The following is a 23,381-nucleotide window of genomic DNA, read 5'->3' as shown; positions in this document are numbered from 1 at the left end:
GCTGCGTCCAAAGCGCCGAAAATACCCTCACCGTGTCGTCAAATTGGTCATTCCGAAACCAGAAAGCCTCCGCCCGTGCTCCAGGCGCGTCTATCGGCTCGCTGGTGACGGATCCGGGCTAGCTCTGCTGCGCGTGTCGCGCGACGATGTCGGCGACGACCATGCTCACGCGCTTGCCGGTCGGGATGTGCAGGAACTCGTTGGGGCCGTGGGCGTTGGAGTGCGGGCCGAGCACGCCGGTGACGAGGAACTGCGCGTCCGGGAACTTCTCGCCGAGCATGCCCATGAAGGGGATCGTACCGCCCTCGCCCATGTAGACGGGGGGCGCACCGAAATAGGCGCGCGACGCGGCGTCGACGGCCGCCTCCAGCCACGGCGCGAGTTGCGGCGCGTTCCAGCCGCTGCCGGACTTCTCGCCCTCGAAGCGCACCTTCGCCCCGTACGGCGGATCGGATTCGACGATGCGCTTGAGCGCGGCCGCGGCCTTCTTGCCATCGAGCGTCGGCGGAATGCGCAGCGACAGCTTCACCGCGGTGTACGGGCGCAGCACGTTGCCGGCGTCGGCGAGTGCCGGCAGACCGGCGGCGCCGGTGACCGCGAGCTGGGGCCGCCAGGTGCGGTTGAGCACGAGTTCGGTGAGATCCTCGGCCGCCGGTCGCATACCGTCGACGAACGGGAACTTGCTGTAGACCGCCGCGCCGAGCACGGCCGCGGCCAGCTTCGCCTGCTCGATACGCTGCGGCGGAATCTCGACGTGAAAGTCGCGAGCGCGGATCTCGCCGCTGGTCTCGTCCTCGAGGCGCGACAAGATCTGCCGCAGCACGCGAAAGCTCGACGGCACGATGCCGGAGGCATCGCCCGAGTGCACACCCTCGGTCAGCACGTCGACACGCAGATTGCCGCCGACCAGGCCACGCAGGCTGGTCGTCAGCCAGAGCTGGTCGTAGTTGCCGCAGCCGGAGTCCAGGCACACGACCAGCGAGGGCTGGCCAAGACGCGGCGCAAGATGATCGACGTAATGCGGCAGGTCATAGCTGCCGGATTCCTCGCAGGCCTCGATCAGCACCACGCAGCGTGACTGCGGCAGTTGCTGCTCGCGCAGCGCCAGCAGCGCGGCGAGCGAACCGAAGATCGCGTAACCGTCGTCGGCGCCGCCGCGGCCGTAGAGCTTGTCGTCCTTGAGCACCGGCGTCCACGGCCCCGTGCCGTCGGCCCAGCCGTCCATCTCCGGCTGCTTGTCGAGATGGCCGTAGAGCATCACCACGTCATCGTCGCGGCCGCCGTTGGCCGCGGGGATGTCGATGAAGATCAGCGGCGTGCGCCCGGGCAGGCGGATCACGTCCAGCGTCGCCCCCGGCAGCGCGCCGAGCTTGGCCCGCGCCCAGCGCTCCATCAGGCGCACCGCGTCGTCCATGTAGCCGTGCTGCTGCCACTGCGGATCGAACAGCGGCGACTTGTTGGGGATGCGGATGTACTCGGTGAGCTGCGCGACGATTTCGTCGTCCCACAGGCCGGCGATGAAGTTCTGGATGCGACTACGGTCCATGACTCGTTCCTGGGTTGCGGTTGCGCGCCGTTGCCGATCGACACGCCGGTTGCGGCGCTCGCGCCGTCGATCGTGCGCGCGTCGTCAAGCGCCCCTGTTCTGCTCGCGCTGCGCCTCGACCTCGCGACTGCCCGGCACCAGGATACGCGCGGCGACGATGCCGAGCTCATAGAGCAGATACACCGGCACCGCCAACATGATCTGCGAGACGATGTCCGGCGGCGTGAAGATGGCGCCGACGACGAAGGCGCCGACCAGCACGTACTCGCGCGCCTCGCCGAGCTTGGCCGGGGTGACGAAGCCGGTCTTGACCATCAGCACCAGCGCGACCGGCGTCTCGAAGGCGAAGCCGAAGGCGAGGAACAGCGCGAGCACGAAGTCCAGATACTTGGCGATGTCGGTCATCACCGCGACGCCCTCGGGGGCGATGCCGATGATGAACTTGAACACCGTTGGCAGCACGAGAAAGTACGCGAAGGCGATGCCGGCGTAGAACAGCAGGGTGCTCGACACCAGCAGCGGTACGACCAGGCGGCGCTCGTTCTTGTACAGGCCCGGCGCGACGAAGGCCCAGACCTGATAAAGCACCCACGGCATCGCGACGACGAAGGCGACCAGCGCGGCGAGCTTGATCGGTGTGAAGAACGGCGAGGCGACCTCGGTGGCGATCATCGAGGTACCTTCGGGCAGCATGCGCAAAAGCGGCTGCGCCAGCCAGGCATAGAGCTCCTTGGCGAAGGCCATCAGCGGCAGGAACACCAGCAGCACGCCCCAGACGATCTTGAGCAGGCGGTCGCGCAGCTCCAGAAGGTGCGCGATCAGCGGCTGCTCGCGCTGCGGGCTGTCGGGTTCGGATTCGCTCATGGACTCAGGACTTCGGCGGCGTGTCCTTGCCGAGTTCGGAGACGGTTTTTTCGATCGCCGAGTTCAGCGCACGGTTCTGCTCGCGCACGATGCGGTTGGCTTCGTCGAGCTGCTTCTTGAGTTCGGACAGCCTCGCCTCGCGATCCAGTTCGGCGGTGAAATTGCGCAGGTAGCCGCGCGCCTGGCCGGCCCAGCGGCCGACCGTGCGCGCGACCTTGGGCAGCTTCTCGGGGCCGAGCACGATCAGCGCGATGACCATGCACAGCGCGATCTCGGCGAAGCTGAAGTCGAACATACGCGGCGCACCTCGCGGCGCCGATCAAGCCTTGCCGTCGTCGCGCTTGGCGGCGCCGTCGGTCTGCGCCGTATCGCCGCCGGCGAGCGGCTCGCTCGACGCCTTGGCGTCGGCCTCGCCCTCGCGCATCGAGGCGCGGAAGTTCTTGATCGCGCCGCCCAGATCGCCGCCCAAGTTGCGCAGCTTCTTGGTGCCGAAGATCAGCAGCACGATCAGCAGCACGATCAGCCAATGACCAATACTCAGGGAACCCATCTCATCACCTCTTTGCTAGGACGTGCGCGGCCTGGCCGCCTTTTCGGCATGGCCCGACGTACCGAAGCGGCGCGCCAGCTCGCCGGTCACGCGCGCGGGCTCGATGTCGCGTTGGGCCATCAGCACCAGCGTGTGGAACCACAGGTCAGCGAGCTCACGCACCAGGGCTTCATCGTCCGGGTTTTTCGCGGCGATCAGCGTCTCGGCGGCTTCCTCGCCGATTTTCTTGAGGATCGCGTCCGAACCCTTGCGGTAAAGGCTGGCGACGTACGACGCACCCGGGTCCGCGGTCTTGCGGTCCTGGAGCACGCGGTACAGCTCGCCGATCATGTCGCCGGGAGGGATCAAGCCTGCCATCCGTGGATTACCGTCGGAAGACAAGTGTACTCCCCGCGGCCGCAGCGGTTCAGAGCCGGACGTGGACGCCCTTGTCGGCGAGGAAGCGCTTGGCCTCGCCGATACTGTAGGTGCCGTGGTGGAAGATGCTCGCAGCGAGCACCGCGTCGGCATGGCCCCGCATCAACCCATCGTGCAGGTGTTGCAGCGTGCCGACGCCGCCGGAGGCGATCACCGGCACGCTGACCGCGGCCGAGATAGCCTCGAGCAGTTCGATGTCGTAACCGGCCTTGGTGCCGTCGCGGTCCATGCTGGTGACCAGCAGTTCGCCGGCGCCGTGCTCGACCATCTTCACCGCCCATTCCACCGCGTCGAGCCCGGTCGCCCTGCGGCCGCCGTGGGTGAAGACTTCCCAGCGCGGCGCCTCGCTGCGCGCCGCTTTGCGCACCAGCGGCGGCTTTTTCGGCACGACGCGCTTGGCGTCGATGGCGACGACGATGCACTGCACGCCGTATCGGCTACCGGCCTCGGTGACGAAGTCCGGGTTCTCGACCGCGGCGGTATTGATGCTGACCTTGTCGGCACCGGCCGACAGCAGGCAGCGCACGTCGGCGCAGGTGCGTACGCCGCCGCCCACGGTCAGCGGGATGTAGATCTCGCGCGCGACCTTTTCCACCGTCTGGAACAGGATCGGCCGCGCCTCGTGGCTGGCGGTGATGTCGAGGAACACCAGCTCGTCGGCACCCTGCTGGTCATACTTGCGCGCGACCTCGACCGGATCGCCGGCGTCCTGCACGTCTTCGAACTTGATGCCCTTGACGACGCGGCCGCGGTCGATGTCGAGACAGGGGATGATGCGTTTGGCGAGCACGTTGAATACCTGGAGCGGAATGCGGCCGGCGCGCCGCGTCGCGGTGTTCAGCCGCGTGCGATCTTGATCGCTTGCTTGAAGTCGAGCGCGCCCTGATAGAGCGCGCGGCCGATGACGGCGCCGGCGACGCCATCGGACTCGAGTTCCTTGAGCGTGCGAATGTCGTCCAGCGAGCTGATGCCGCCCGAGGCCAGTACCGGCGTCTTGAGCGCTCGCGCCAGATTGCGCGTCGCCTCGACGTTGAAGCCCTGCATCATGCCGTCCCTGGCGATGTCGGTGTAGATGATCGCCTCTACGCCGTCGCGCTCGCAGTGCAGCGCGGTCTCGATCACGTCGTGCCCGGTGAGCTTGGCCCAGCCATTGAGGGCGACGCGGCCGTCCTTGGCGTCGAGGCTGACGATGATATGGCGCGGGAATTCCAGACACAGATCGTGCAGGAAGTGCGGCGCGTTGACGGCCTTGGTGCCGATGATCACGTACTGCACGCCGGCGTTGAGATAGCGCTGCACCGTCTCTTCGTCGCGGATGCCGCCGCCAACCTGCACCGGCACCTTCACTGCGGCGGCGATCTGTTCGATCACGGCGACGTTGATCGGTTGACCCTTGACCGCGCCGTCGAGGTCGACGATGTGGATGCGTTCCGCACCCTCGTCGGCCCAGCGCTTGGCGACGCCGACCGGCTCGTCGGAGAAGACCGTCACGTCGTCCATGCGGCCCTGGCGCAGACGCACGCACTGGCCGCCTTTCAAATCGATCGCGGGAATCAACAGCATGAGGCTGGGACGGTTGTCAGGGAAGGGGTCGGTTCGATGCGCAATGCGGCCCGATGGGAATGGCTGATGATGCTTCGATGCCTGACTCGCCCGAACTGTGCCCAATTCGGCCGCCTCTGGCAACTCGGTCCGGATCGGCGATCCGGTCAGGGACTCCAGTGCGCGAAGTTGCCGAGCAGCGTCATGCCGGTGCTCTGCGACTTTTCCGGGTGAAACTGGAAGGCGGCGATGTTGTCGCGCGCGATGGCCGCGGCAAAGGCATGTCCGTATTCGGCGGTCCCGAGCACGTGGGCGGAATTGGCCGGGGATGCGTGGTAGCTGTGCACGAAATAGAACCAGGCCTCATCCGGCACGCCCTCCCACAGCGGATGGGGACGACTCTGGTGGACACGGTTCCAGCCCATGTGCGGCACCTTCAGGCGCTCGCCGCGCGCGTCCGGCGCGGGATCGGGAAAGCGCACGACCTTGCCGGGGAACAGGCCCAGTGCCGGCACGCCGCCGTTCTCGTCGCTCCATTCGAGCATGACTTGCATGCCCAGACAGATGCCGAGCATGGGCTTTTCACGCGCGGCCTCGGCAACCAACTGGTTGAGCTCCAAGCGGCGCAGCTCGTTCATGCACTCGCGCACGCCACCGACCCCGGGCAGCACGAGCCGGTCACAGTGCTTCAGCACCTCTGTGTCGTAACTGACGATGACGCGGCTGGCGCCACTGACGCGCTCGAGCGCCTTGCCCAGCGAGTGCAGATTGCCCATGCCGTAGTCGATGACGCCGATGGATGCTGCCATGGTGAGGTCGCGTGGTCGCCGCGCGGCGCCGGGCCGAGCGCGCGGGCCTGGCTCAGAGACTGCCCTTGGTGGATGGCGTAACGTCGCCCATGCGCGGGTCCGCTGAACAGGCCATGCGCAGCGCGCGACCGAAGGCCTTGAACACGGTCTCGACGATGTGATGCGCGTTGCGCCCGCGCAGGTTGTCGATGTGCAGGGTCACCTTGGCATGGTTGACGAAGCCCTGGAAGAACTCGCGAAACAGGTCGACGTCGAACGCGCCGATGCGCGCCCGCGGGAACTCGACGAAGTACTCGAGCCCCGGACGTCCGGACAGGTCGACGACGACGCGCGACAGCGCCTCATCGAGCGGCACGTAGCTGTGTCCGTAGCGCACGATGCCTTTCTTGTCGCCGATCGCACGATCGAAGGCTTGGCCGAGCGTGATGCCGATGTCTTCGACGGTATGGTGGTCGTCGATCTCGCGATCGCCCTTGGCCTGGATGTCGAGGTCGATCAGGCCATGGCGCGCGACCTGGTCGAGCATGTGATCGAGAAACGCGATGCCGGTGGCCAGACGAGCCTCGCCCGAACCGTCGAGGTTCAGGCTGACGCGGATCTGGGTTTCGCGGGTGTCGCGTTGGACGCTGGCGGTGCGGGCAGCCATCGGGCCCTGGGCTGACGCGAAGGGGCCGCTATGGTACTCCCGGCGCCGGTCGATTTGAACCACCGTTCGATTCCGCCCGGCTCAGTCGCAATAGACGAAAGGGTCCGGTGACGGCGGGTCGAGGTAGGTCTCGCTGTCGACGTTGCCGTAATCCCAGTACAGCTTGCGCGCCTGGATCAGCGCGGTCTGGAACCGACAGTAGCTGGGATCCTTGGCGGGCGGGGCCGCGCGAAGGCCGAGCGCACCGAGCGCGCGTTCGACCACGCCGGCCTCGGGCGCCGGCGTCAGCACGCCCCAGCCGATGACGCTGGCGGCCGCCGCCGGTGGAATGGGGTACCCGGGGCCGAATTCCTGGACGCCGGCCAGCGGATCGTAATCGCCGAACTCGGGGATCCACGCCGCCTGCTCGAGCGCGCGCCGCAGCTGCCAGTTGCTGATGTTGAGGCCGGCGCCGGCGACCATCGCCGGCGGCATCTGCGGCAGCGTACCCGGGCGAATCCCGCGAACGTGACCGACGGTCCGACGGGCGGCGAGCAGGATTTTCGATGCCGTGCCGGCGCTGCGCGGCGTCGCGAAGCTGGTCCCGCCGACGAAATCGTCGTAACCGTCCTCGCAGGCCATGCAATACGGCAAGGTCTGGGTGAAGTCGGCGATGAAATCGACCAGATTGCCGGACAGCGACTGGCGTCCGCCGGAGGAGCCGGCCGGCTCGTTATCGGCGGTTTCCTCGAAGCCGGCGATGCCGATGCTCCACCACGGACCGCCGGTCCCATCCTGCACACAGCTCGACGGTGAGTTGTCACAGGCGCCGAAATGCAGCTTGCCGTTGGCGTAGGTCCCGGTGAAGCTCATGTTGATGTGGCCGGGCAGCGGCAGGCTGCCTGGCGCGCCATACGAGGTGCTGACCAGATCGACGGCCGGGTGGGTGAAGGCATACGTCTCGGCGGCGTCGCCGATGCCTTCGAGGAACAGCACGATGGCTTCGGGATTGGCGCCGAGCACGGCCGCCGCGGTGCCGACCCCGTGGGTATCGCCCTCGTCGTCCGGCAGGATCACCGTGGTGCCGGCGGCGAAGGATTTGGCCAGCACATTGGTCCCCTTGAACCAGACCAGCTCGCAGAAATCCGCCTTGCGCCACTGACCGCTGGCCACATCGGCCGCGAAGTCGGCCGCGAAATCGCCGGTCCGGGTCAGTTCGATCACGCATTGCGCCGGGATGCCGAACTCCGCGAGCACGTCGCGGGTCACCGCCGACGGTGGTGCGCCCTGCGGGTAGATCGGGCTGCCGGCATGAAAGTAGGCATGGTAAGGATTGATGCCCGAATCGATCACGGCCACGACGACGCGCGGCGCCGGGCCAGCGGCGAGTCCGCCGAGATCGGCGGGCGGCAGCACCGTGTCGCCACCTTCGGCCGAGGCGAGCAGGTCGTAAGCCGTACCGGTACTCACATAGCCGATCACACGCACGCGGTAATCGCCGGGCGGCGGATTGCCGACCGTGGCGATCTCCTCGGCGGCGCCCTCCAGCAGATTGAAATCGGCCGAGGTGCTGGCGAGGCTGCCGTCGGGAAAATACACCTCCAGATCGAGATCCTCGGCCGCGAGGTCCCAGCGCAACCGCACCACCAATTGCGCGATGTCACAGCCGCTCGGCACGCGGATCGTGTGTTCGGGCTGATCCCCGCCCAGGGCCACGCCCTCGGCGGCAACCGGCGTCGTGCCCGCGAGCTCGGCGACGACGATGCTCTCTCCGGCGGGCGGACAACCGCCGGCGCCGCCGCCCACGGGAGGTGGCACCGGCGCGCCTGCGGGGGTGGAGTCGCCGCAGGCGGCCACCACGAGCCCCGCGGCCAGCGTGAGGGCGAGCCTCGGCAGGAACATCAAGGACATGCTGACTTTCCCTCCAGGGTCACGTTCGCGCTCGCCGGGCCGCGGATACGACGAATTCTGACGAATCGTTACGGCAAATGCTGACGCGCGGATGCGAGCCGATCTTATCGCAGGCTTAGCCTCAGGGGGTCGTGCCGTGGTTCAGCGCGCTTCCAGCCAGAACGTCACCGGACCGTCGTTGACCAGCTCGACCTGCATGTCGGCGCCGAACACCCCGGCGGCGGTCTGCGGCCACGCGTCTTGCGCCCGCGCGACCAGGGACTCGAACAGCCGTCGCGCCTGATCGGGCGGCGCCGCCGTCGAAAACCCGGGGCGACTGCCGCGCGCCGTGTCGGCGGCCAGGGTGAACTGCGGCACCAGCAGCAGACCGCCGCCGCAGTCGCGCAGCGAGCGGTTCATCCGTCCGGCGTCGTCGGCGAACACGCGGTAGCCGAGCAGCCGATCGAGCAGCCGCGCCGCTTGGGCTTCGCCGTCCTCCGGGCGCACGCCGACCAGTACCAAGAGGCCCTTGCCGATGCGGGCGTGCACACGGTCCTCGATGGTCACGGACGCGCGGAGCACCCGTTGCAGCAGCGCGATCATCCTTGCTCCATCAGCCATTTCCTACAGCTCGACGGGTGTCGGTGCGGACATCGCGTCGGTGCGCGACGCGCCACACTGGACTCGTTCCGTCTGGTTCCCCTGAATCGACCGGGCGGGGCAACATGGTTTTTTCCTCCTCCCTTCATGCCCGGCCCGCGCCGGGCACTTTTTTCCCGCCTCTCACGCCTCCTGCATCCTGTAGCTTGCCGGCGCCCGTTGCCGGGGAGCCGGTGCGGCCGCGGGCCGCTTTGCGCCGGCAGCGCATAATGGCGCGCCATGCGTATCCTGTTCCACATTCTCGCGCGCCTGCCGCTGCCGGTGCTGCAGGGGTTCGGCAACCTGGTCGGCTGGCTGTTGTGGCTCATCCCCAACAGCCGGCGCCGCGCCGCCGAGATCAACCTGCGGCTGTGCCTGCCCGGGATGCCGCCGGATGCGCGCCGGCGCCTGGTGCGGCGCTCGCTGTGTCACGAGATGAAGACCATCGTCGAGATGGCGGTGATCTGGCTGGCGCCGGAACGGCGCGTGCTCGGCCTGGTCCGCGAATGGCGCGGGCGTGAGCACCTCGACGCCGCGCTGGCGCAGAACAAGGGGCTGATCCTTTTGACCCTGCACCAGGGCAATTGGGAATCGGTGGCGATTCCGTACTCGAAGCAGCATCCGGCCACCGGCCTGTACAAGCGCCAGGGCGGCGTGCTCGACGAGATCGCGACCGCGGGGCGCTGTCGTTTCGGTGGCCGCATGCTGGCCGCCGACGGTGCCGTCGGCCGGCCTCTGCTCGACGCGCTGCGGCGGGGCGAGACCATCTACTTCATGCCGGATCAGGATCCGCCACCCGGTCGCGGCGTGTTCGCGCCGTTCTTCGATCAGCCGGCACATTCGCCGACGCTGGTCGCCAAGCTGGTGCGCAAAACCGGAGCACCGGTGGTGTTCTTCTACGGCGAGCGCCTGAGCTGGGGACGCGGCTTCGTCGCCCACTGTTTCCCCGCGCCGCCGGGCATCGACAGCGAGGATCTGCAGACCGCGGTCGCGGCGATGAACGCCGGACTGGAGCGCTGCGCACGCGACTGCCTCGAACAGTACTGGTGGGGTTACAAGCGCTTTCGCCGCCGGCCCGAGGGACTGCCGCGGCTCTACTGACCGCAGCGGCCGCCGCGATCCCGGCTTGATTCCCCGGTCGCCGTGCCTAGAATCGCGGCCGCGGTTTTGGAACTCGCCGGCGCTTGGTCTGTCCCAGACTGCGCCGTCTTTCCGACAACACCGACAAGGGGATATGGATAGCGAAGTCCTGATCGAGGCGCGTGGACTCACGCGCCGCTTTGGACCGACCGTGGCCGTCGAGAAACTCGATCTCACGCTGCGCAAGGGGGAGATCCTCGGCCTGCTCGGCCCCAATGGCGCCGGCAAGTCGACGACGATGAAGATGCTCACCGGCAATCTCGCGCCCAGCGACGGCGAGACCCTGATCAAGGGCGTCTCGCTGCGCGAGGAGCCGAAGGCAGCCAAACGGCATCTGGGCTATCTGCCCGAGCAGCCGCCGGTGTACCCGGAGCTGACCGTCGACGAGTACCTGCGCTACGCGGCCGGCCTGCACGGCGTCGCCAAGGCCGATCGCGATGCGGCGGTGGCCTCGGCCAAGCGCGACTGCGGCCTCGTCGACGTCGGGCATCGGCTGGTCGGCAATCTGTCCAAGGGCTACCAGCAGCGCGTCGGCATCGCCCAGGCCATCATCCATCGTCCGCCGGTGGTGATCCTCGACGAGCCGACGGTCGGCCTCGATCCCATCCAGATCCGCGAGATCCGCAAGCTGATCAAAGATCTGGGCGCCAACCACAGCGTCATCCTGTCGAGCCACATCCTGCCGGAGATCCAGGCCGTGTGTTCGCGCGTGATGATCATCGCGCGCGGTCAGGTGGTCTACAACGAATCACTGGACACGACGCGCAGCGTCGGCGTCGGCGCCATCACCCTTGGTCTGCGTCGTCCGCCGGCGGCGGCCGCGCTCGAAAGTATCGTCGGCGTGCGCCGCGTGCAGGCGCTCGAGGCCGGTCGCTTTCGCATCGAGGCGGCGGACGGCGCCGATCCGCGCGAGGCGCTCGCCGAGGCCGCGGCGCGCGGCAACTGGGGGCTGTACGAGCTCAGCGCTCAGTCGCGCACGCTCGAAGAGATTTTCGTCGAGCTCACGTCCGGTGACATCGAGAAGGAGGCGGCCTGATGAGCAACGTCCTGAACATCGCGCGCTACGAGCTGCGCCGCATCTTTTTGTCGCCGCTGGCCTGGGCGGTGCTCGCGATCGTGCAATTCATCATGGGCTTCGTGTTCATCAACCTGCTGGTCGATTACGCGAACAACGCCGGCCTGTCCGGCAACCAGTTCGGCGTCTCCGACTACATCGGCGGCTCGCTGTACGGCTTTGCCACCATCCTGCTGCTGCTGGTCATGCCGCTGATGACGATGCGGCTGTTCGCCGAGGAGCGCAAATCCAACAGCCTGACGCTGCTGTTCTCGGCGCCGGTGTCGCTCACCGAGATCGTGCTCGGCAAGTTCGTCGGCCTGCTCGGCTTCGTCGCCGTCGTGATCGTGCTGATGGCGCTGATGCCGCTGTCGCTGAACTGGTCGACCGATCTCGATTGGGGCCGCATTGCCGCCGGCCTGCTCGGCCTGTTCCTGCTGATGATGTCCTTCGGCGCTGCCGGCATGTTCGTCTCCGCCTGCACGCGCGAGCCGACCATCGCCGCCGTCGGCAGCTTCGGCCTGCTGCTCGTGGTGTGGCTGCTGAACATCCTCGCGTACAACGACTCGATCCCCTTCAAGGAGCTGTTCGGCTATCTGTCGCTGATCGACCACTACGAGAGCCTGCGCCGCGGCGTCTTCGACACCGCCGACGCGATCTACTACCTGCTGTTCTCGACGCTGTTCCTGTCGCTGACGGTGCTGCGGCTGGACATGGAACGGAACTGATCGGGGGACAGAACCGATGAACAAAAAACAGATTCTGTGGCAGCAGCTCGGCAACGGCGTGCTCGTCGCCGCGGTAATCGTGCTGCTCGGCTTCGTCTCGGTGCGTTTCAAGGCCGAGCTCGACTGGACCGCGAACAAGCGCAACACGCTGACCGACGCCAGCGTGCAGCTGCTCGATTCGCTGACCGGCCCGGTGACCTTCTACGTGTTCGCGCCCAGCGGCGCCGACACGCGGCGTGCGGTCGAGCAAGACCTCGGCAAGTACTTGCGCGAGAAGAAGGACATCCGCATCGAGTACGTGGATCCCAGCGTCTCGCCGCAGAAGGTGCGCGAGTTCAACATCAATTTCATCGGCGAGGTCGTGGTCGAGTACCAGGGTCGCCGCGAGAACCTGCGCGCGACCACCGAGCAGAGCATCACCACGGCACTGCAGCGGCTGTCGTACTCGGGTGAACAGTTCGTCGTCTTTCTCGAAGGCCACGGCGAGCGCGCGATCACGGGGCAGGGCCCGGCGAGCTACGCGCGCTTCGCTCAGGCGCTGCGCGACAAGGGCCTGAAGGTCCAGAGCCTGAACCTGGTGCAGAACCCCGCGATTCCCGACAACACCAGCGTGCTGGTGATCGCCTCGCCGACGGCGAAGCTGTTCGACGGCGAGGTCGAACTGATCCGCGAGTACGTGAAAAACGGCGGCAATCTGCTGTGGCTGGCCGACCCGGATTTCCCTGCCGGCATCGAGCCACTGGCCCAGGATCTGGGCATCGAATGGCAGAACGGCTACGCCATCCTGCCGGAGTACCAGTTGCTCGGCACCGGGCATCCGGGCTTCTTCGCCGCGATCGGCTATCCGCCGAATCCGGTCACGCGCGGACTCGATCTCGTCACGCTGTTCCCGTTGGTGCGTTCGATCGCCGGCAGTGGGGCAGAGGGCTGGACGCTGCAGCCGATGCTCAAGACCTCGGATGCGGCCTGGCTCGAGACCGGCAACATCGAGGCCGGCACCGTCGCGCTCGACGAGGGCGACATCCGCGGCCCGTTGAACATCGGCGTGACGCTGACGCGCTCGTACACGCCGCCGGCGCCGGACAAAACCGCAGGCGAGGCTGCCGATGCCGCAGCGTCTGACGCCGCGGCCAAGGCCAAGCCGGAGGCTGCGCGTCCGCAGCGCGTGGTACTGGTCGGTGACGCCGATTTCCTCGCCGATGCCTACATCGGCGAACTCGGCAACCAGCAGCTCGGCCTCAACATCGTGCAGTGGCTGGCGAGCCGCGACGCGCAGCTCAACATCGACGTCAAGGCCGCGCCCGACACCATGCTCTACCTGCCGGGCTGGGCGACGATGACGATCTCGGTGATCTTCGTGCTGCTGCTGCCGCTGTCGCTGCTCGGCTTCGGCGTCGCGCGCTGGGCCGTGCGTCGCCGCCGATAGGGGACATCGATGAAGCGCTCGCATCTGAACATTGCGCTCGCCGTCGCCGTCGCTGGGCTGGGCGCGCTGCTGTGGTTCAGCCGGGAGCAGGACGAGGTGTTCCCGCCGCTGACGCCGCTCGCGCAGGACGCGATCACCTCGATTCGCATCGATCATCCCGAGCAGCCGCCGATCCGCCTGCAGAAACAGGATGGACGCTGGCGCTTGGTGGAACCGGTCGAGGCGCCAGCCGACGAATTCGAGGTCGCCAGCCTGGTCAATCTCGCGACCCTCGACATCAAGCGCAGTCTGGCCGTTGGCGACGTGGATCTGGCCGAGCTCAAGCTCGATCCGCCGCGCTACCGCATCACGCTCAACGACATCGAGCTGGCCTTCGGCGACACCGAGCCGATCGAGCATCGCCGTTACGTGCGCAGCGGCGAGCAGGTGGCCCTGGTGCTCGATCCACCGAGCGCGGCGCTCGACGCCGACTACAGCGACCTCGTAGCCAAAGCGCTGCTGCCGGACGGCGCCGAGATCCGCCGCATCGAGCTGCCGGGACTCACCGTGACGCGCGAAGCCGAAGGCGGCACCTGGACCTCGCCCGAGCAGCCCGATGCCGAGCCCGCACGCATCGAGACCCTGGTGCAGGCCTGGCAGAAGGTCCGTGCGATGTGGAACGCCAAGCGCCCGGCCGATGCCGGCGACGCCGGCGAGCCGGTGCGCATCCTGCTCGCCGACGGCGAGCTGAACCTGCGCATCGTCGAGCGCGAGCCACAACTCAAGATCGACAATCCCGCCTACGGCGTGCGCTACACGGTCTCGAAGGCGGAACTCGACAAGCTGACGAAGCTGCCCGAACCGACGCCTTCGCCGACCCCGACACCGAGTCCGACGGCGACGCCCAGTACGACGGCGACCGCGCAGTAACCTCATCCGCAGATGCACACGGATGAACGCGGATGAGCGGCACCGCCAGGTTCATCGCTGTGCATCTGCGGACTTGATATCGCCATGCCGGAGCTGCCCGAAGTCGAGACCGTTCGCCGCGGTCTGACTCCGTATCTGCAACACCGCCGCATCGACGCCGCCGTGGTGCGCGAACCGCGGCTGCGCTGGCCGATCCCGCCGGAGCTGCCGACCAAGCTCGCAAGCCGGCGCGTCGAGTACATCGACCGGCGCGGCAAGTATCTGATCGTCGTGCTCGACAGCGGCGATCGCGTGATCCTGCATCTGGGCATGAGTGGCCGCCTTTTCGTGCTCGATCCAGATGCCCCGGTGCGCAAGCACGATCACGTCGACTGGCAACTCGACAGCGGGCGGATCGTGCGCTTCCACGATCCACGGCGATTCGGCGCGATGCTGTGGTGGCCGGCTACCGAAACCGAGCATGTGCTGCTGCGCGACATGGGGCCGGAACCGTTCTCGGACGACTTCGACGGCGCGTATCTGTTTCGCGCCTCGCGCGGGCGCAGCGCCGCGGTCAAGAGCTTCGTCATGGACGGGCGCATCGTCGTCGGCGCCGGCAACATCTACGCGACCGAGGCGCTGTTTCGTGCCGGCATTCGGCCGACGCGCGCCGCCGGTCGGCTCACGCGCGCCGAGTGCACGCGCCTGGCCGCGCAGATCCGCGAGGTGCTCGCCGAAGCGGTGAGGCTGGGCGGCACGACGCTGCGCGACTTCGCCGGCGCCGACGGTGCGTCCGGTTACTTCCAGCAGGCGCTCGCCGTCTACGGCCGTAACGGCGAGACTTGCCACGTCTGTGCCACACCGATCCGGCGCATCGTCATCGGCCAGCGCTCTTCGTTCTACTGCCCGCGCTGTCAACGCTGAGTCCCGGTGCCGCAGTCGGGGGCATTGACGGCAGCGCGGGCGCAAGACACGCGCATCGGGTGTTGCCGCGGCCGCCGCGGCCTTACAGACTGCCGCCCACGCATGCCAACGACAGCAGGCCAACACCCATGACCGATCCCATCGCGCAGCCGCTGCGGCTGCCCTGCGGGGTGACGCTCCCGAATCGTCTGTGCAAGGCGGCGATGACCGAGGGCATCGCCGATCCCTGGCTGCGCGCGACCGCGCGTCACGTGACGCTTTACCGGCGCTGGAGCGAGGGCGGCGCGGGGCTGCTGATCACCGGCAATGTGCAGATCGACCGGCGCGTGCTCGAACGCCCCGGCAACGTCGCCATCGACGGCAATGGCGGCATCGCCCGGCTCAAGGACTGGGCCAGGGCCGGTACCGTCGCCGGCAATCATCTGTGGATGCAAATCTCGCACGCCGGCCGTCAATCGCCGCGCTACGTCACCACGGAGCCGCTGGGTCCGTCGGCGGTGCAGCTCGAACTGTTCGGCAATTACGCGAAGCCGCGCGAACTGCGCGAGGACGAGATCCTCGATTTCATCCAGCGCTTCGCGCGTGTGGCGCGCACCGCCCGCGAAGCCGGCTTCACCGGCGTGCAGATCCATTCCGCGCACGGCTATCTGCTGAGTTCCTTCCTGTCACCGGTCACCAACGTCCGCACCGATGCCTGGGGCGGCAGCATCGACAACCGTGCGCGCTTTTTGATCGAGACCGTGCGTGCGACGCGCGCCGCGGTCGGTGACGATTTCCCGGTCGCGGTCAAGCTCAATTCCGACGACTTCCGCAAGGGCGGGTTCTCCAACGACGATTGCCTGCGCGTGGTCGAGCTGCTCAACGCCGAGAAGATCGATCTGCTGGAGATTTCCGGCGGCACCTACGAACAGCCGCGCCTACTCGGCTACTCCGGCCGCGACGATTCCGCCGTCGAGCCGCAGCGGCACAGTACGCGCCTGCGCGAGGCTTACTTCCTCGACTATGCCGAGCGCATCCGCAAGATCGCGACGATGCCGCTGATGGTCACGGGTGGCTTTCGCACGCGCGCCGGCATGGAGGAGGCGCTCGTCAGCGGGTGCTGCGATGTGATCGGCCTCGGCCGCCCGCTGTGCACCGACCCCGATTTTCCCAAGCGTCTGCTCGCCCGCGAGACGGACGAAGCGCCGCGCTATGAAAAGACGCTCAAGCTGGGCAAGGCACGCTGGCTGTCGGGTGCGAGTCCGCTGTTCTTCATCAAGCTGGTCAACGTGCTCGGCCAGCAGGGCTGGTACTACCAGCAACTGTTCCGCCTCGCCGATGGTCTTGAACCCGACCTCGAGCGCGGTGTGCTCAAGTCGTTTTTCGCCTACCTCGCCGACGAACTGACCGTCGCCGCGCGCATGCGCAAGGCGCGCCGTGCGCTCGACGCCGGCGCGGCGCCCCCGGGGGAGTGACGGTGCGGGCAGTCGCGGCTTCGTTTAGTTCAGCGCGCCCGGGACCGCCAGACAAAAGGGGCGGATGTGCGCGTCGAAGGCTTCGCCGCTGGCCTGCACGACCATTTGAAACGCACCGTGCATGGTGCCGACGGCCGTGTCGAGCGGACAGCCGCTGGTGTACTGGAATTCCTCGCCGGGCCGCAGCACCGGCTGGTAGCCGACGACGCCGGGGCCGCGCACTTCCTCGACCCTGCCGTCGCCGGCGGTGATGATCCAGTGCCGCGACAGCAGTTGCACGGTCTCGTCGCCTTCGTTGCGGATGGTGATGTGGTAGGCGAACAGGTACTGCCGGTTTTCCGGATCGGATTGCTCCGCCACATAGCGCGGCTGCACGATGATGCGGATGCCGCGGGTGACCGTCTCCGACATGGCGCCGATTTCCTTCTCGCTTCAGAACATGCCGGTCGCGAGCTTGGCGGTGTCGGACATCATCGACTGGTTCCACGGCGGATCGAACACCAGCTCGACATCGGCCTCGGTGATGGTCGGCAGCGCCAGCACCTTGGATTTGACGTCCTCGACGAGAATCTCGCCCATGCCGCAGCCCGGCGCGGTCAGGGTCATGCGGATCTTGGCGCGGCGCTGACCCTCGCCGAGCGGCTCCACCTTGCATTCGTAGATCAGACCCAGCTCGACGATGTCGACCGGGATTTCCGGGTCGTAGCAGCGATGCAGTTGCGTCCAGATCGCCTGCTCGATCTCGGCGTCGGTGGCGTCGGCGGGCACCTCGGGCCCTTTCTGGACCTCCTTGCCGATCGCATCGGCATCCTTGCCATCGATGCGGAACAGATGGCCTTCGACCTGCACCGTGAAGCTGCCGCCGAGGGCCTGGGTGATCGCGCCGCTGGCGCCTTCTGGCAGCTCGACCTTGGTGCCCTGCGGGATCAGGATGCCGATGACATCCCGGCTCAGGGTGACGGGTTCGTAGGTGGCACTCATTGCGGCTCGGGGACTGGCGCAGCCGCGCCTGACAGCAAAAACGGGGAACCAAGTTTAATCGCGCGGGGTCTGGGCCGCATCCGCGCGGTGTCGGAACTGGCATGATCCGTTCGAGAACGCGGCTCGACCCCGCTTGCGCCGCCGCGGCGTTCAGGCAAGAGCCGGTGCAGCTGCGGCAGCATCGATCCCCCACCACCGGAATCCGGAACATGAAGAACTTCGTTCGTGGTCTTTCCGTCGCGCTCGCGGCTTGGTGTTGCGCCACGGCCAGCGCCGCGCAACCGCTGAGCGAACCGCCGACGATCGCCGTCAGTGGCCATGGCGAAGTCACGACCCTGCCCGACCGTGCGCGCCTGTCGCTCGCGGTCGATGCGCTGGATGGCGAGGTCAAGGCCGCCGAGGCCGAGGTCAACCGCATCGTGCGCCGCTATCTGGAGACGCTCGGCAGCATCGGCGTGGATGACCGGGACATCTCCACCACCGGCATCTCGCTGCAGCCCGAATACGTCTGGGACGAAGCGGCGCGCCAGCAGAAGCTGGTCGGCTACCGCGCGCGCCGCGACATCCAGGTGCTGGTGCGCAAGCTCGACCGGCTCGGCGACGTGATTCTCGGTGCGACCGAGGCCGGCGTGAATCACGTGCATCCGCCGATGCTCGAATCCAGCGAAGCCGACGCGCTCGTGCGTGAGGCGCTCGTGCGCGCCGCCAAGGACGCCCAGGCACGCGCCCAGGCGCTGGCCGGCGCCCTGGGTGTGAAACTCGGTAGCGCCCGCGTCGTGCGCGAAGCCGGACAAGCGCTGCCGCCGCCGCAGCCGTACAAGATGATGGCGATGCGCGCCGAGGCGGCGCTGGACGCCGGCGGCAATCCGCAGATGGGCATCAACGCCGGCGAGATCCGCATCGCAGCCGATGTCAGTGTGGAATTCGACCTGATCGGGCGCTAGTGATGAAGTCGTAGATAAACGATCTTTGGTTGATTTGTTATCTCGATTTTCCGCGGCCCGGTCGGCGCTTGCCGGCCGCCCCCATGCGTTCGCGCGGCTCTGGTGAGATAATTCCGCGCTTTCCCGCCGCCTCGGGCAAGCACAAGTGCCGAAGAAATCTCCGCCGTTGGTTGGCGTCATCATGGGCTCCCGCTCGGATTGGGAGACGATGGCGCATGCCGTGCGCACACTCGATGAGCTCGGCATCGCCCACGAGGCGCGCATCGTTTCCGCGCACCGCACTCCGGATCTGCTGTTCGAGTACGCCGACAGCGCTCAGCGCCGCGGCCTCAAGGCGATCATCGCCGGCGCCGGTGGCGCTGCGCATCTGCCGGGCATGTGCGCAGCCAAGACCCTGGTGCCGGTGCTCGGCGTGCCGGTGCAGTCCAAGGCGCTCAACGGTCTGGATTCGCTGTTGTCGATCGTGCAGATGCCCGCCGGCATTCCGGTCGGCACGCTCGCGATCGGCCGCGCCGGCGCGGTCAACGCCGCGCTGCTCGCCGCCGCCATCGTCGCCAACGAGGACCAGGCGCTGGCACGCCGACTCGCGGCCTGGCGCCGTCAGCAGACGCAGGCCGTGCTCGATGACGACCAACCCCTGGACGTGAAATGAAGATCGGCATTCTCGGCGCCGGTCAGCTCGGGCGCATGCTCGCTCTGGCCGGCTATCCGCTGGATCTGGACTTTGTCTTTCTCGATCCGGCACCCGAAGCCTGCGCAGCGCCGCTGGGCGAGCACCTCTACGCCGCTTACGAGGACGAGAACGCGCTCGCCGAGTTCTGCCGCCAGATCGACATCGCGACCTACGAGTTCGAAAACGTGCCGGCCAAGACCGCCGAGTTCGTCGCCCACCGCGTGCCGCTGCTGCCGGCCCCGTTGGCGCTCAGCGTCGGACAGGACCGCTTGTCCGAAAAGCAGCTCTTCGACCAGCTCGGGATCCCGGTACCGCGCTACATGCCGGTGGCCACGCGCGAGGCGCTGGATCTAGCGGTTCGCCACATCGGACTGCCGGCCGTGCTCAAGACCCGGCGCCTTGGTTACGACGGCAAAGGCCAGGCGCTGCTGCGCGCAGCGGCCGACGTCGATGCCGCATGGCAAAAGCTCGGTGCGTCCAGCGGCTCGGCGAAGCTGATCCTCGAGGCCTTCGTGCCGTTCGAACGCGAGCTATCGTGCCTTGCGGTGCGTGGCAGGCGCGGCGAACTCGCGTTCTACCCGGTGGTCGAGAACGTGCATCGCGACGGCATCCTGCGCGTGGCGACGCCGCGCGCGAACGACCCGCTGCAGTCCGAGGCCGAGGATTACGCTCGTCGCGTGGTCGAGCACCTCGACTACACCGGCGTGCTCGCCTTCGAGTTCTTCGTCGCCGACGGCCACCTGCTCGCCAACGAGATCGCGCCGCGCGTGCACAACTCTGGGCACTGGACCATCGAAGGGGCCGAATGCTCGCAGTTCGAGAACCACCTGCGTGCGATCACCGGCCTGCCACTGGGCTCGACCGCCTTGCGCGGCCCGAGCGTGATGGTCAACTTCATCGGCCATCCGCCGGCGGACGCGGACCTTGCCGCCATCCCTGGCGTGCACATCCATCACTACGGCAAGACGCCCAAGCCGCAGCGCAAGGTCGGCCATGCGACGGTGACGGCGGCAGACGAGGCTGAGCTGAAGCAGCGCCTGCAGAGGCTTCAGGCGCTCGTCGACGCTTCGGCGCAGTAAGCGCGGGTTGGGCCTGCGACGGCCCGACCCGCCGCCATCGTCATTCAGGGCGCAACCGCCCCGCCACAGGGACCGGCCGGGTCTGGCGTTAGCCCGGGCGAGACGGTACCGGTCGAGTTCGTCGCGCTGCCGCCGTAGTCGAGCGTGTACACGCGCACGCACCCGCTCTGGAAGTTGGCGCGCGAGATCGTGTCGAGAATCTGGCCGTCCGCTGAGACGGTCACGACAAAGTTCGCGGCCTGCGAGCCGCTGAAATAGTCGACGCGCACGACGTAGGTCCCGGTCGGCGCGGCATTCTGCCAGAAGATGTTTTCCACGCCCTCGGGCTCGCCGGGAGGCCTGTCGCTGGGCTCGGGGCCATTGAGGTCATCGATGTCCAGCCTGCCGCCGCTGGTCGACGGCCCCGGATTGGCGTAGTAGATCTGGTTACCGTCCGGTTCGGTGACGTGCAGATCGAGATCGACGCCGGCGTCCCAGCTCAACGAGAATTGTAGCTTTCCGGTTCCAACCTGGCCGACGACGATGACGCCGCGCCCGGTGTTGGACACGTTGCCGGTGGCATCGCGAACGGCGATGTCGACGCTGAACCGGCCCTGCTCGATGTTGGTCGGCAGCGTGATCTCGATGTTGAAGGTCTGCTCGGCCTTGGGCTTGCCGTTCGCCGCGAACGCCGCCTGTTGCTCTCGCAAAGCGGACTTGCCCGCGCCACCCAGGTTCACGGTGATCAGGCTGTCGGAGCCGGGCACCTTGAGGAACAACGCCTGCAGCGCTTGGCTGGCGTTGATCGTGATCGGCACCTGCGCCGTCGAGCCATTGCTCGCTGGCGTTTCGGCACCGACGGACTCGATCTTCGGGTCCTCCGCCGTCTGTGCCGGGATGTCGCCTTGACCGAGCTGACCTTCGACGCCGCCGATTTTCACGGCGAGTGCCTGCATCACGGCATTGGCGTCGCTGGGACTGATCGTCGTCGATCCCGGTGTGGGTGTGGGCGCGGGCGTCGGCGCCGGACCGTCATTGCCACCACCGCCGCAGGCCGCGAGCATCACGACGGCGGCGCAAAAGATACCGCGCATATTCGTGCGGACTCGACTCACTGTATGCATGTTCATGACTTGCCCCCGCGTTCAACAGCGTCGGATGGCGGGATTGCGCACCCGGTCATCGCAGTGTGGGCGTCATCAGGGGCAACCGCAATCCCGTGTGGCGAGCCCGCGTGATGCCGTTCACGCTGCCGGGAGCCTGGGCGGAAAAAACGCGCGACTGCGGCTTCGCCGTTGCGGGCATCTTTCCACGTTGCTTTTCAGCCAATAGAACCCGCTATTGCGCTCAAACCGACGCGAAACCTGCCTCGAAACGGCTTTGCCTCGCCTGCCAGGTTTGCCCGCCGCCCAGGCTCCTAGAGCGCCAGCGCCGCACTGACTTCCAGCCATAGCTCGGCATAGGCCAGCAGCGCCGGGTCCTCGCTCGGCGCGTAGACGGCCATGGGCGCCCGGCGTTCGCCCATGCGCTCGACCATCGCGGCGTAGGGGATCACCGCCTTGAACGCGCGCGCCATCGCCCGCGGTGGGCGTTCCAGCAGCTCGCGATGCAAGCTGCGGCGGCGATCGGCCATCGAATAGAACGGTCGTAGCTTCTTGGCGTCGAAGCCCTCTTGCTGGAAGTAGGCCTGCACCTGTTCGAGCGCGCGCAGCGACAGAAACGTCGGCACGACGGGTACCGCGACGAGATCGGCGGCGGAAAAGACGTTGTCGGCCAGGTGCGACAGGCTGGGCGGGCAATCGAGCACTGCAAGCCGGTACTGGCCGGCAAAGGGCTTGAGCAGACGCTGCAAGGCCGCGCGCGGCGGTTCGATCTTGCGCAGCAGGATGTCGAGATAGCGGTAGGAGAAATCCGCAGGGACCAGGTCGAGCTGCCGATAAGGCGACGGCACCACCAGTCGGCTGATGGTCGAGGGCGGACCGCGGAGCAGGTCTTTGGCCGTGCAGTCCTGCGGCTCGCCGTGGAAGTACCAGCTCGCGGCGCCCTGCGGGTCCAGATCCCAGAGCAGCGTGCGCACGTCGTTGGCGGCGGCCAGATAGGCGAGGTTCACCGCCGCCGCGGTCTTGCCGACACCGCCTTTGAGGTTGTGCAGCGCCAGTGTCTTCATGGGCCTGGATCTCCTGGTCGTGGCGGCGGCAGACCGCGACCGGCGGCGCTCAACCGCCGAAGCTGCGCAGCTCCCCGCCGTAGGCGATGGCGACGCAGCGCGCGCCGGTGTTGACGGCCGCGGTGGCCGACATGATGCTGGTGAGGATATCGATGCGGTGGTCGCGTGCCGCGCTCGCCAGTCGCTCGTAGCCGGGCAGGCCCGCGACCAGCGTCGGGTCGCCACCGTAGCTGATGCAGACGTGGCGCGTGTCGATGCCGAGCTCGATCTGACGGGCGACGTGCTCGAACATGCGCTCGACCGCGCGCTCATAACCGCGGATCTTGGCGATCGGCTGGGTCTCGCCGCGGTAACACAGGATCACCGGTTTGATGTCGAGCGCCGAGCCAATCGCATAGCTGATCAGGCCGACGCTCTTCTCGCCCTTCTTGATGCCGCGGTTGCGGATGTAATACAGATCGCCCGGCACCATGTAGCCGCAGACGTGATCGCGCAGCTCGTCGAGCCGCTTGCGAATCTCGTTGGGCTGTGCGCCCTGGCGCACCAATCGTGCCGCTTCGGCGACGAGCACGCCGCTGCCGCAGAACATGTTTCTGGAGTCCACCACGCGTAGCGCAAAAGGTCCGCTGATGCCCGCGGCGCTGCGCGGCGTCTTGTAATCGGTGAGGATCGCGAACGAGGCCTTGGTGGCGTGATCAAAGATGGGGCTGCGCGTGGCGGTGATGGTGATGCAGAACACGTAGTCGTAGTCGAGCACGAGGCGCTCGAGAAAGCGGTTGCGGATCTGCTCGGCGGACAGCGGCACGGTTTCCGCATCCACGCCCTTGTCGGCCAGTTGCTCGGCATAAAAACGCAGCGTCGCCGCCGGATCGCGTTCGTCGACCAGGGTCTCGTCACCGAGGCGGATCGCCACCGGCAGTACGCCGATGCCGTGCTCGCGGTAGAAGTCCGCGGGTAAGTCGCAGCTAGCATCCGCGACGATGCCGATACGCATGCAACCCTCTCCTCCACCCATGGGTCGGCAGCAGTGTAGCGGCGATCGTCGCGCTGACGAACCCCGTC

The 23,381-nt window shown here is 67.5% G+C and carries 26 protein-coding genes; 10 read left to right on the top strand and 16 right to left on the bottom strand.

Translation table 11 applies throughout. The annotated features are described in order from the left end of the window. Positions 1 to 118: 118 nt before the first annotated feature. The 11 genes from ABSH63_RS13415 to dtd all read right to left on the bottom strand — a co-directional run bounded on the left by ABSH63_RS13415 (position 119) and on the right by dtd (position 8,846). A complete protein-coding gene (locus ABSH63_RS13415; RefSeq protein WP_352890382.1) occupies positions 119 to 1,546 on the bottom strand; it encodes a M20 family metallopeptidase in 1,428 nt (475 codons plus the stop codon). A gap of 84 nt (positions 1,547 to 1,630) precedes the next feature. Further along, entirely contained in the window at positions 1,631 to 2,410 is a 780-nt protein-coding gene (gene tatC, locus ABSH63_RS13410) for a twin-arginine translocase subunit TatC (RefSeq protein ID WP_352890381.1), read from the bottom strand. A gap of 4 nt (positions 2,411 to 2,414) precedes the next feature. Continuing rightward, positions 2,415 to 2,705 carry a Sec-independent protein translocase protein TatB gene (tatB, locus tag ABSH63_RS13405; protein WP_352890380.1) on the bottom strand — a complete coding sequence of 97 codons (291 nt, stop codon included), beginning with the start codon at positions 2,703 to 2,705 and terminating at the stop codon, positions 2,415 to 2,417. A gap of 24 nt (positions 2,706 to 2,729) precedes the next feature. Further along, entirely contained in the window at positions 2,730 to 2,960 is a 231-nt protein-coding gene (gene tatA, locus ABSH63_RS13400) for a Sec-independent protein translocase subunit TatA (protein ID WP_352890379.1), read from the bottom strand. 15 nt (positions 2,961 to 2,975) lie between these two features. Next, positions 2,976 to 3,317, bottom strand: a complete 342-nt coding sequence (locus tag ABSH63_RS13395; RefSeq protein WP_352890378.1) for a phosphoribosyl-ATP diphosphatase — start codon at positions 3,315 to 3,317, stop codon at positions 2,976 to 2,978. 49 nt (positions 3,318 to 3,366) lie between these two features. Next, positions 3,367 to 4,167: an imidazole glycerol phosphate synthase subunit HisF gene (gene hisF, locus ABSH63_RS13390; RefSeq protein WP_352890377.1), complete on the bottom strand. Its 801-nt coding sequence runs from the start codon at positions 4,165 to 4,167 to the stop codon at positions 3,367 to 3,369. Positions 4,168 to 4,214: 47 nt separating this feature from the next. Further along, the gene (gene hisA / locus ABSH63_RS13385) at positions 4,215 to 4,940 is read right to left on the bottom strand and encodes a 1-(5-phosphoribosyl)-5-[(5-phosphoribosylamino)methylideneamino]imidazole-4-carboxamide isomerase (RefSeq protein WP_352890376.1); all 726 of its coding nucleotides are present in this window, start codon (positions 4,938 to 4,940) and stop codon (positions 4,215 to 4,217) included. Positions 4,941 to 5,086: 146 nt separating this feature from the next. Beyond that, positions 5,087 to 5,728 carry an imidazole glycerol phosphate synthase subunit HisH gene (hisH, locus tag ABSH63_RS13380; protein WP_352890375.1) on the bottom strand — a complete coding sequence of 214 codons (642 nt, stop codon included), beginning with the start codon at positions 5,726 to 5,728 and terminating at the stop codon, positions 5,087 to 5,089. A gap of 52 nt (positions 5,729 to 5,780) precedes the next feature. Beyond that, positions 5,781 to 6,374 carry an imidazoleglycerol-phosphate dehydratase HisB gene (gene hisB / locus ABSH63_RS13375; protein WP_352890374.1) on the bottom strand — a complete coding sequence of 198 codons (594 nt, stop codon included), beginning with the start codon at positions 6,372 to 6,374 and terminating at the stop codon, positions 5,781 to 5,783. Between the two features lie 81 nt (positions 6,375 to 6,455). Beyond that, positions 6,456 to 8,264 carry a hypothetical protein gene (locus tag ABSH63_RS13370; protein ID WP_352890373.1) on the bottom strand — a complete coding sequence of 603 codons (1,809 nt, stop codon included), beginning with the start codon at positions 8,262 to 8,264 and terminating at the stop codon, positions 6,456 to 6,458. A 141-nt stretch (positions 8,265 to 8,405) separates the two neighbouring features. Continuing rightward, positions 8,406 to 8,846, bottom strand: coding sequence for a D-aminoacyl-tRNA deacylase (dtd, locus tag ABSH63_RS13365; protein WP_352890372.1), 441 nt, complete (start codon positions 8,844 to 8,846; stop codon positions 8,406 to 8,408). A 276-nt stretch (positions 8,847 to 9,122) separates the two neighbouring features. Between dtd and ABSH63_RS13360 the strand changes: the two genes are divergently transcribed. The 7 genes from ABSH63_RS13360 (at position 9,123) to ABSH63_RS13330 (ending at position 16,496) form a co-directional block, all read left to right on the top strand. Next, positions 9,123 to 9,983, top strand: a complete 861-nt coding sequence (locus tag ABSH63_RS13360) for a lysophospholipid acyltransferase family protein (protein WP_352890371.1) — start codon at positions 9,123 to 9,125, stop codon at positions 9,981 to 9,983. Between the two features lie 133 nt (positions 9,984 to 10,116). Beyond that, positions 10,117 to 11,058, top strand: coding sequence for an ABC transporter ATP-binding protein (locus tag ABSH63_RS13355; protein ID WP_352890370.1), 942 nt, complete (start codon positions 10,117 to 10,119; stop codon positions 11,056 to 11,058). Then, on the top strand, positions 11,058 to 11,804 hold the full coding sequence (locus tag ABSH63_RS13350) for an ABC transporter permease (protein ID WP_352890369.1): 747 nt from the start codon (positions 11,058 to 11,060) through the stop codon (positions 11,802 to 11,804). Before ABSH63_RS13355 ends, ABSH63_RS13350 begins: the two co-directional genes overlap by 1 nt. Before the next feature lie 16 nt (positions 11,805 to 11,820). Further along, on the top strand, positions 11,821 to 13,230 hold the full coding sequence (locus ABSH63_RS13345; protein ID WP_352890368.1) for a GldG family protein: 1,410 nt from the start codon (positions 11,821 to 11,823) through the stop codon (positions 13,228 to 13,230). A gap of 9 nt (positions 13,231 to 13,239) precedes the next feature. After that, a complete protein-coding gene (locus tag ABSH63_RS13340; RefSeq protein WP_352890367.1) occupies positions 13,240 to 14,139 on the top strand; it encodes a DUF4340 domain-containing protein in 900 nt (299 codons plus the stop codon). An 84-nt stretch (positions 14,140 to 14,223) separates the two neighbouring features. Next, entirely contained in the window at positions 14,224 to 15,042 is an 819-nt protein-coding gene (gene mutM, locus ABSH63_RS13335) for a bifunctional DNA-formamidopyrimidine glycosylase/DNA-(apurinic or apyrimidinic site) lyase (protein ID WP_352890366.1), read from the top strand. Between the two features lie 128 nt (positions 15,043 to 15,170). Next, the gene (locus ABSH63_RS13330) at positions 15,171 to 16,496 is read left to right on the top strand and encodes an NADH:flavin oxidoreductase/NADH oxidase family protein (RefSeq protein ID WP_352890365.1); all 1,326 of its coding nucleotides are present in this window, start codon (positions 15,171 to 15,173) and stop codon (positions 16,494 to 16,496) included. 24 nt (positions 16,497 to 16,520) lie between these two features. Here ABSH63_RS13330 and apaG read toward each other — a convergent pair whose 3' ends face one another. Together apaG and sufT are read right to left on the bottom strand one after the other, a co-directional pair. Further along, a complete protein-coding gene (gene apaG, locus ABSH63_RS13325; protein WP_352890364.1) occupies positions 16,521 to 16,907 on the bottom strand; it encodes a Co2+/Mg2+ efflux protein ApaG in 387 nt (128 codons plus the stop codon). A gap of 21 nt (positions 16,908 to 16,928) precedes the next feature. Then, positions 16,929 to 17,477 carry a putative Fe-S cluster assembly protein SufT gene (sufT, locus tag ABSH63_RS13320; RefSeq protein ID WP_352890363.1) on the bottom strand — a complete coding sequence of 183 codons (549 nt, stop codon included), beginning with the start codon at positions 17,475 to 17,477 and terminating at the stop codon, positions 16,929 to 16,931. A gap of 209 nt (positions 17,478 to 17,686) precedes the next feature. Between sufT and ABSH63_RS13315 the strand changes: the two genes are divergently transcribed. The 3 genes from ABSH63_RS13315 to ABSH63_RS13305 all read left to right on the top strand — a co-directional run bounded on the left by ABSH63_RS13315 (position 17,687) and on the right by ABSH63_RS13305 (position 20,173). Further along, entirely contained in the window at positions 17,687 to 18,421 is a 735-nt protein-coding gene (locus tag ABSH63_RS13315) for an SIMPL domain-containing protein (protein WP_352890362.1), read from the top strand. Between the two features lie 181 nt (positions 18,422 to 18,602). Beyond that, entirely contained in the window at positions 18,603 to 19,073 is a 471-nt protein-coding gene (gene purE, locus ABSH63_RS13310; RefSeq protein WP_352890361.1) for a 5-(carboxyamino)imidazole ribonucleotide mutase, read from the top strand. After that, positions 19,070 to 20,173 carry a 5-(carboxyamino)imidazole ribonucleotide synthase gene (locus tag ABSH63_RS13305; protein ID WP_352890360.1) on the top strand — a complete coding sequence of 368 codons (1,104 nt, stop codon included), beginning with the start codon at positions 19,070 to 19,072 and terminating at the stop codon, positions 20,171 to 20,173. Before purE ends, ABSH63_RS13305 begins: the two co-directional genes overlap by 4 nt. Before the next feature lie 44 nt (positions 20,174 to 20,217). On the opposite strand, the gene ABSH63_RS13300 is transcribed toward ABSH63_RS13305, so the two are convergent. From ABSH63_RS13300 to ABSH63_RS13290, 3 genes are all read right to left on the bottom strand, one after another. After that, positions 20,218 to 21,282: a YfaP family protein gene (locus tag ABSH63_RS13300; protein WP_352890359.1), complete on the bottom strand. Its 1,065-nt coding sequence runs from the start codon at positions 21,280 to 21,282 to the stop codon at positions 20,218 to 20,220. 287 nt (positions 21,283 to 21,569) lie between these two features. Beyond that, complete coding sequence (locus tag ABSH63_RS13295; protein WP_352890358.1) at positions 21,570 to 22,319, bottom strand: ParA family protein; 750 nt, start codon at positions 22,317 to 22,319, stop codon at positions 21,570 to 21,572. A 49-nt stretch (positions 22,320 to 22,368) separates the two neighbouring features. Then, the gene (locus ABSH63_RS13290) at positions 22,369 to 23,313 is read right to left on the bottom strand and encodes a DegV family protein (protein WP_352890357.1); all 945 of its coding nucleotides are present in this window, start codon (positions 23,311 to 23,313) and stop codon (positions 22,369 to 22,371) included. Positions 23,314 to 23,381 lie beyond the last annotated feature (68 nt).

The sequence above is a fragment of the Sinimarinibacterium thermocellulolyticum genome, from assembly GCF_040327995.1.
Classification (GTDB): domain Bacteria; phylum Pseudomonadota; class Gammaproteobacteria; order Nevskiales; family Nevskiaceae; genus Solimonas; species Solimonas thermocellulolyticum.
Note: the sequence above shows the minus strand (reverse complement) of the source record. Positions and strands in the feature narration are given on the sequence as shown.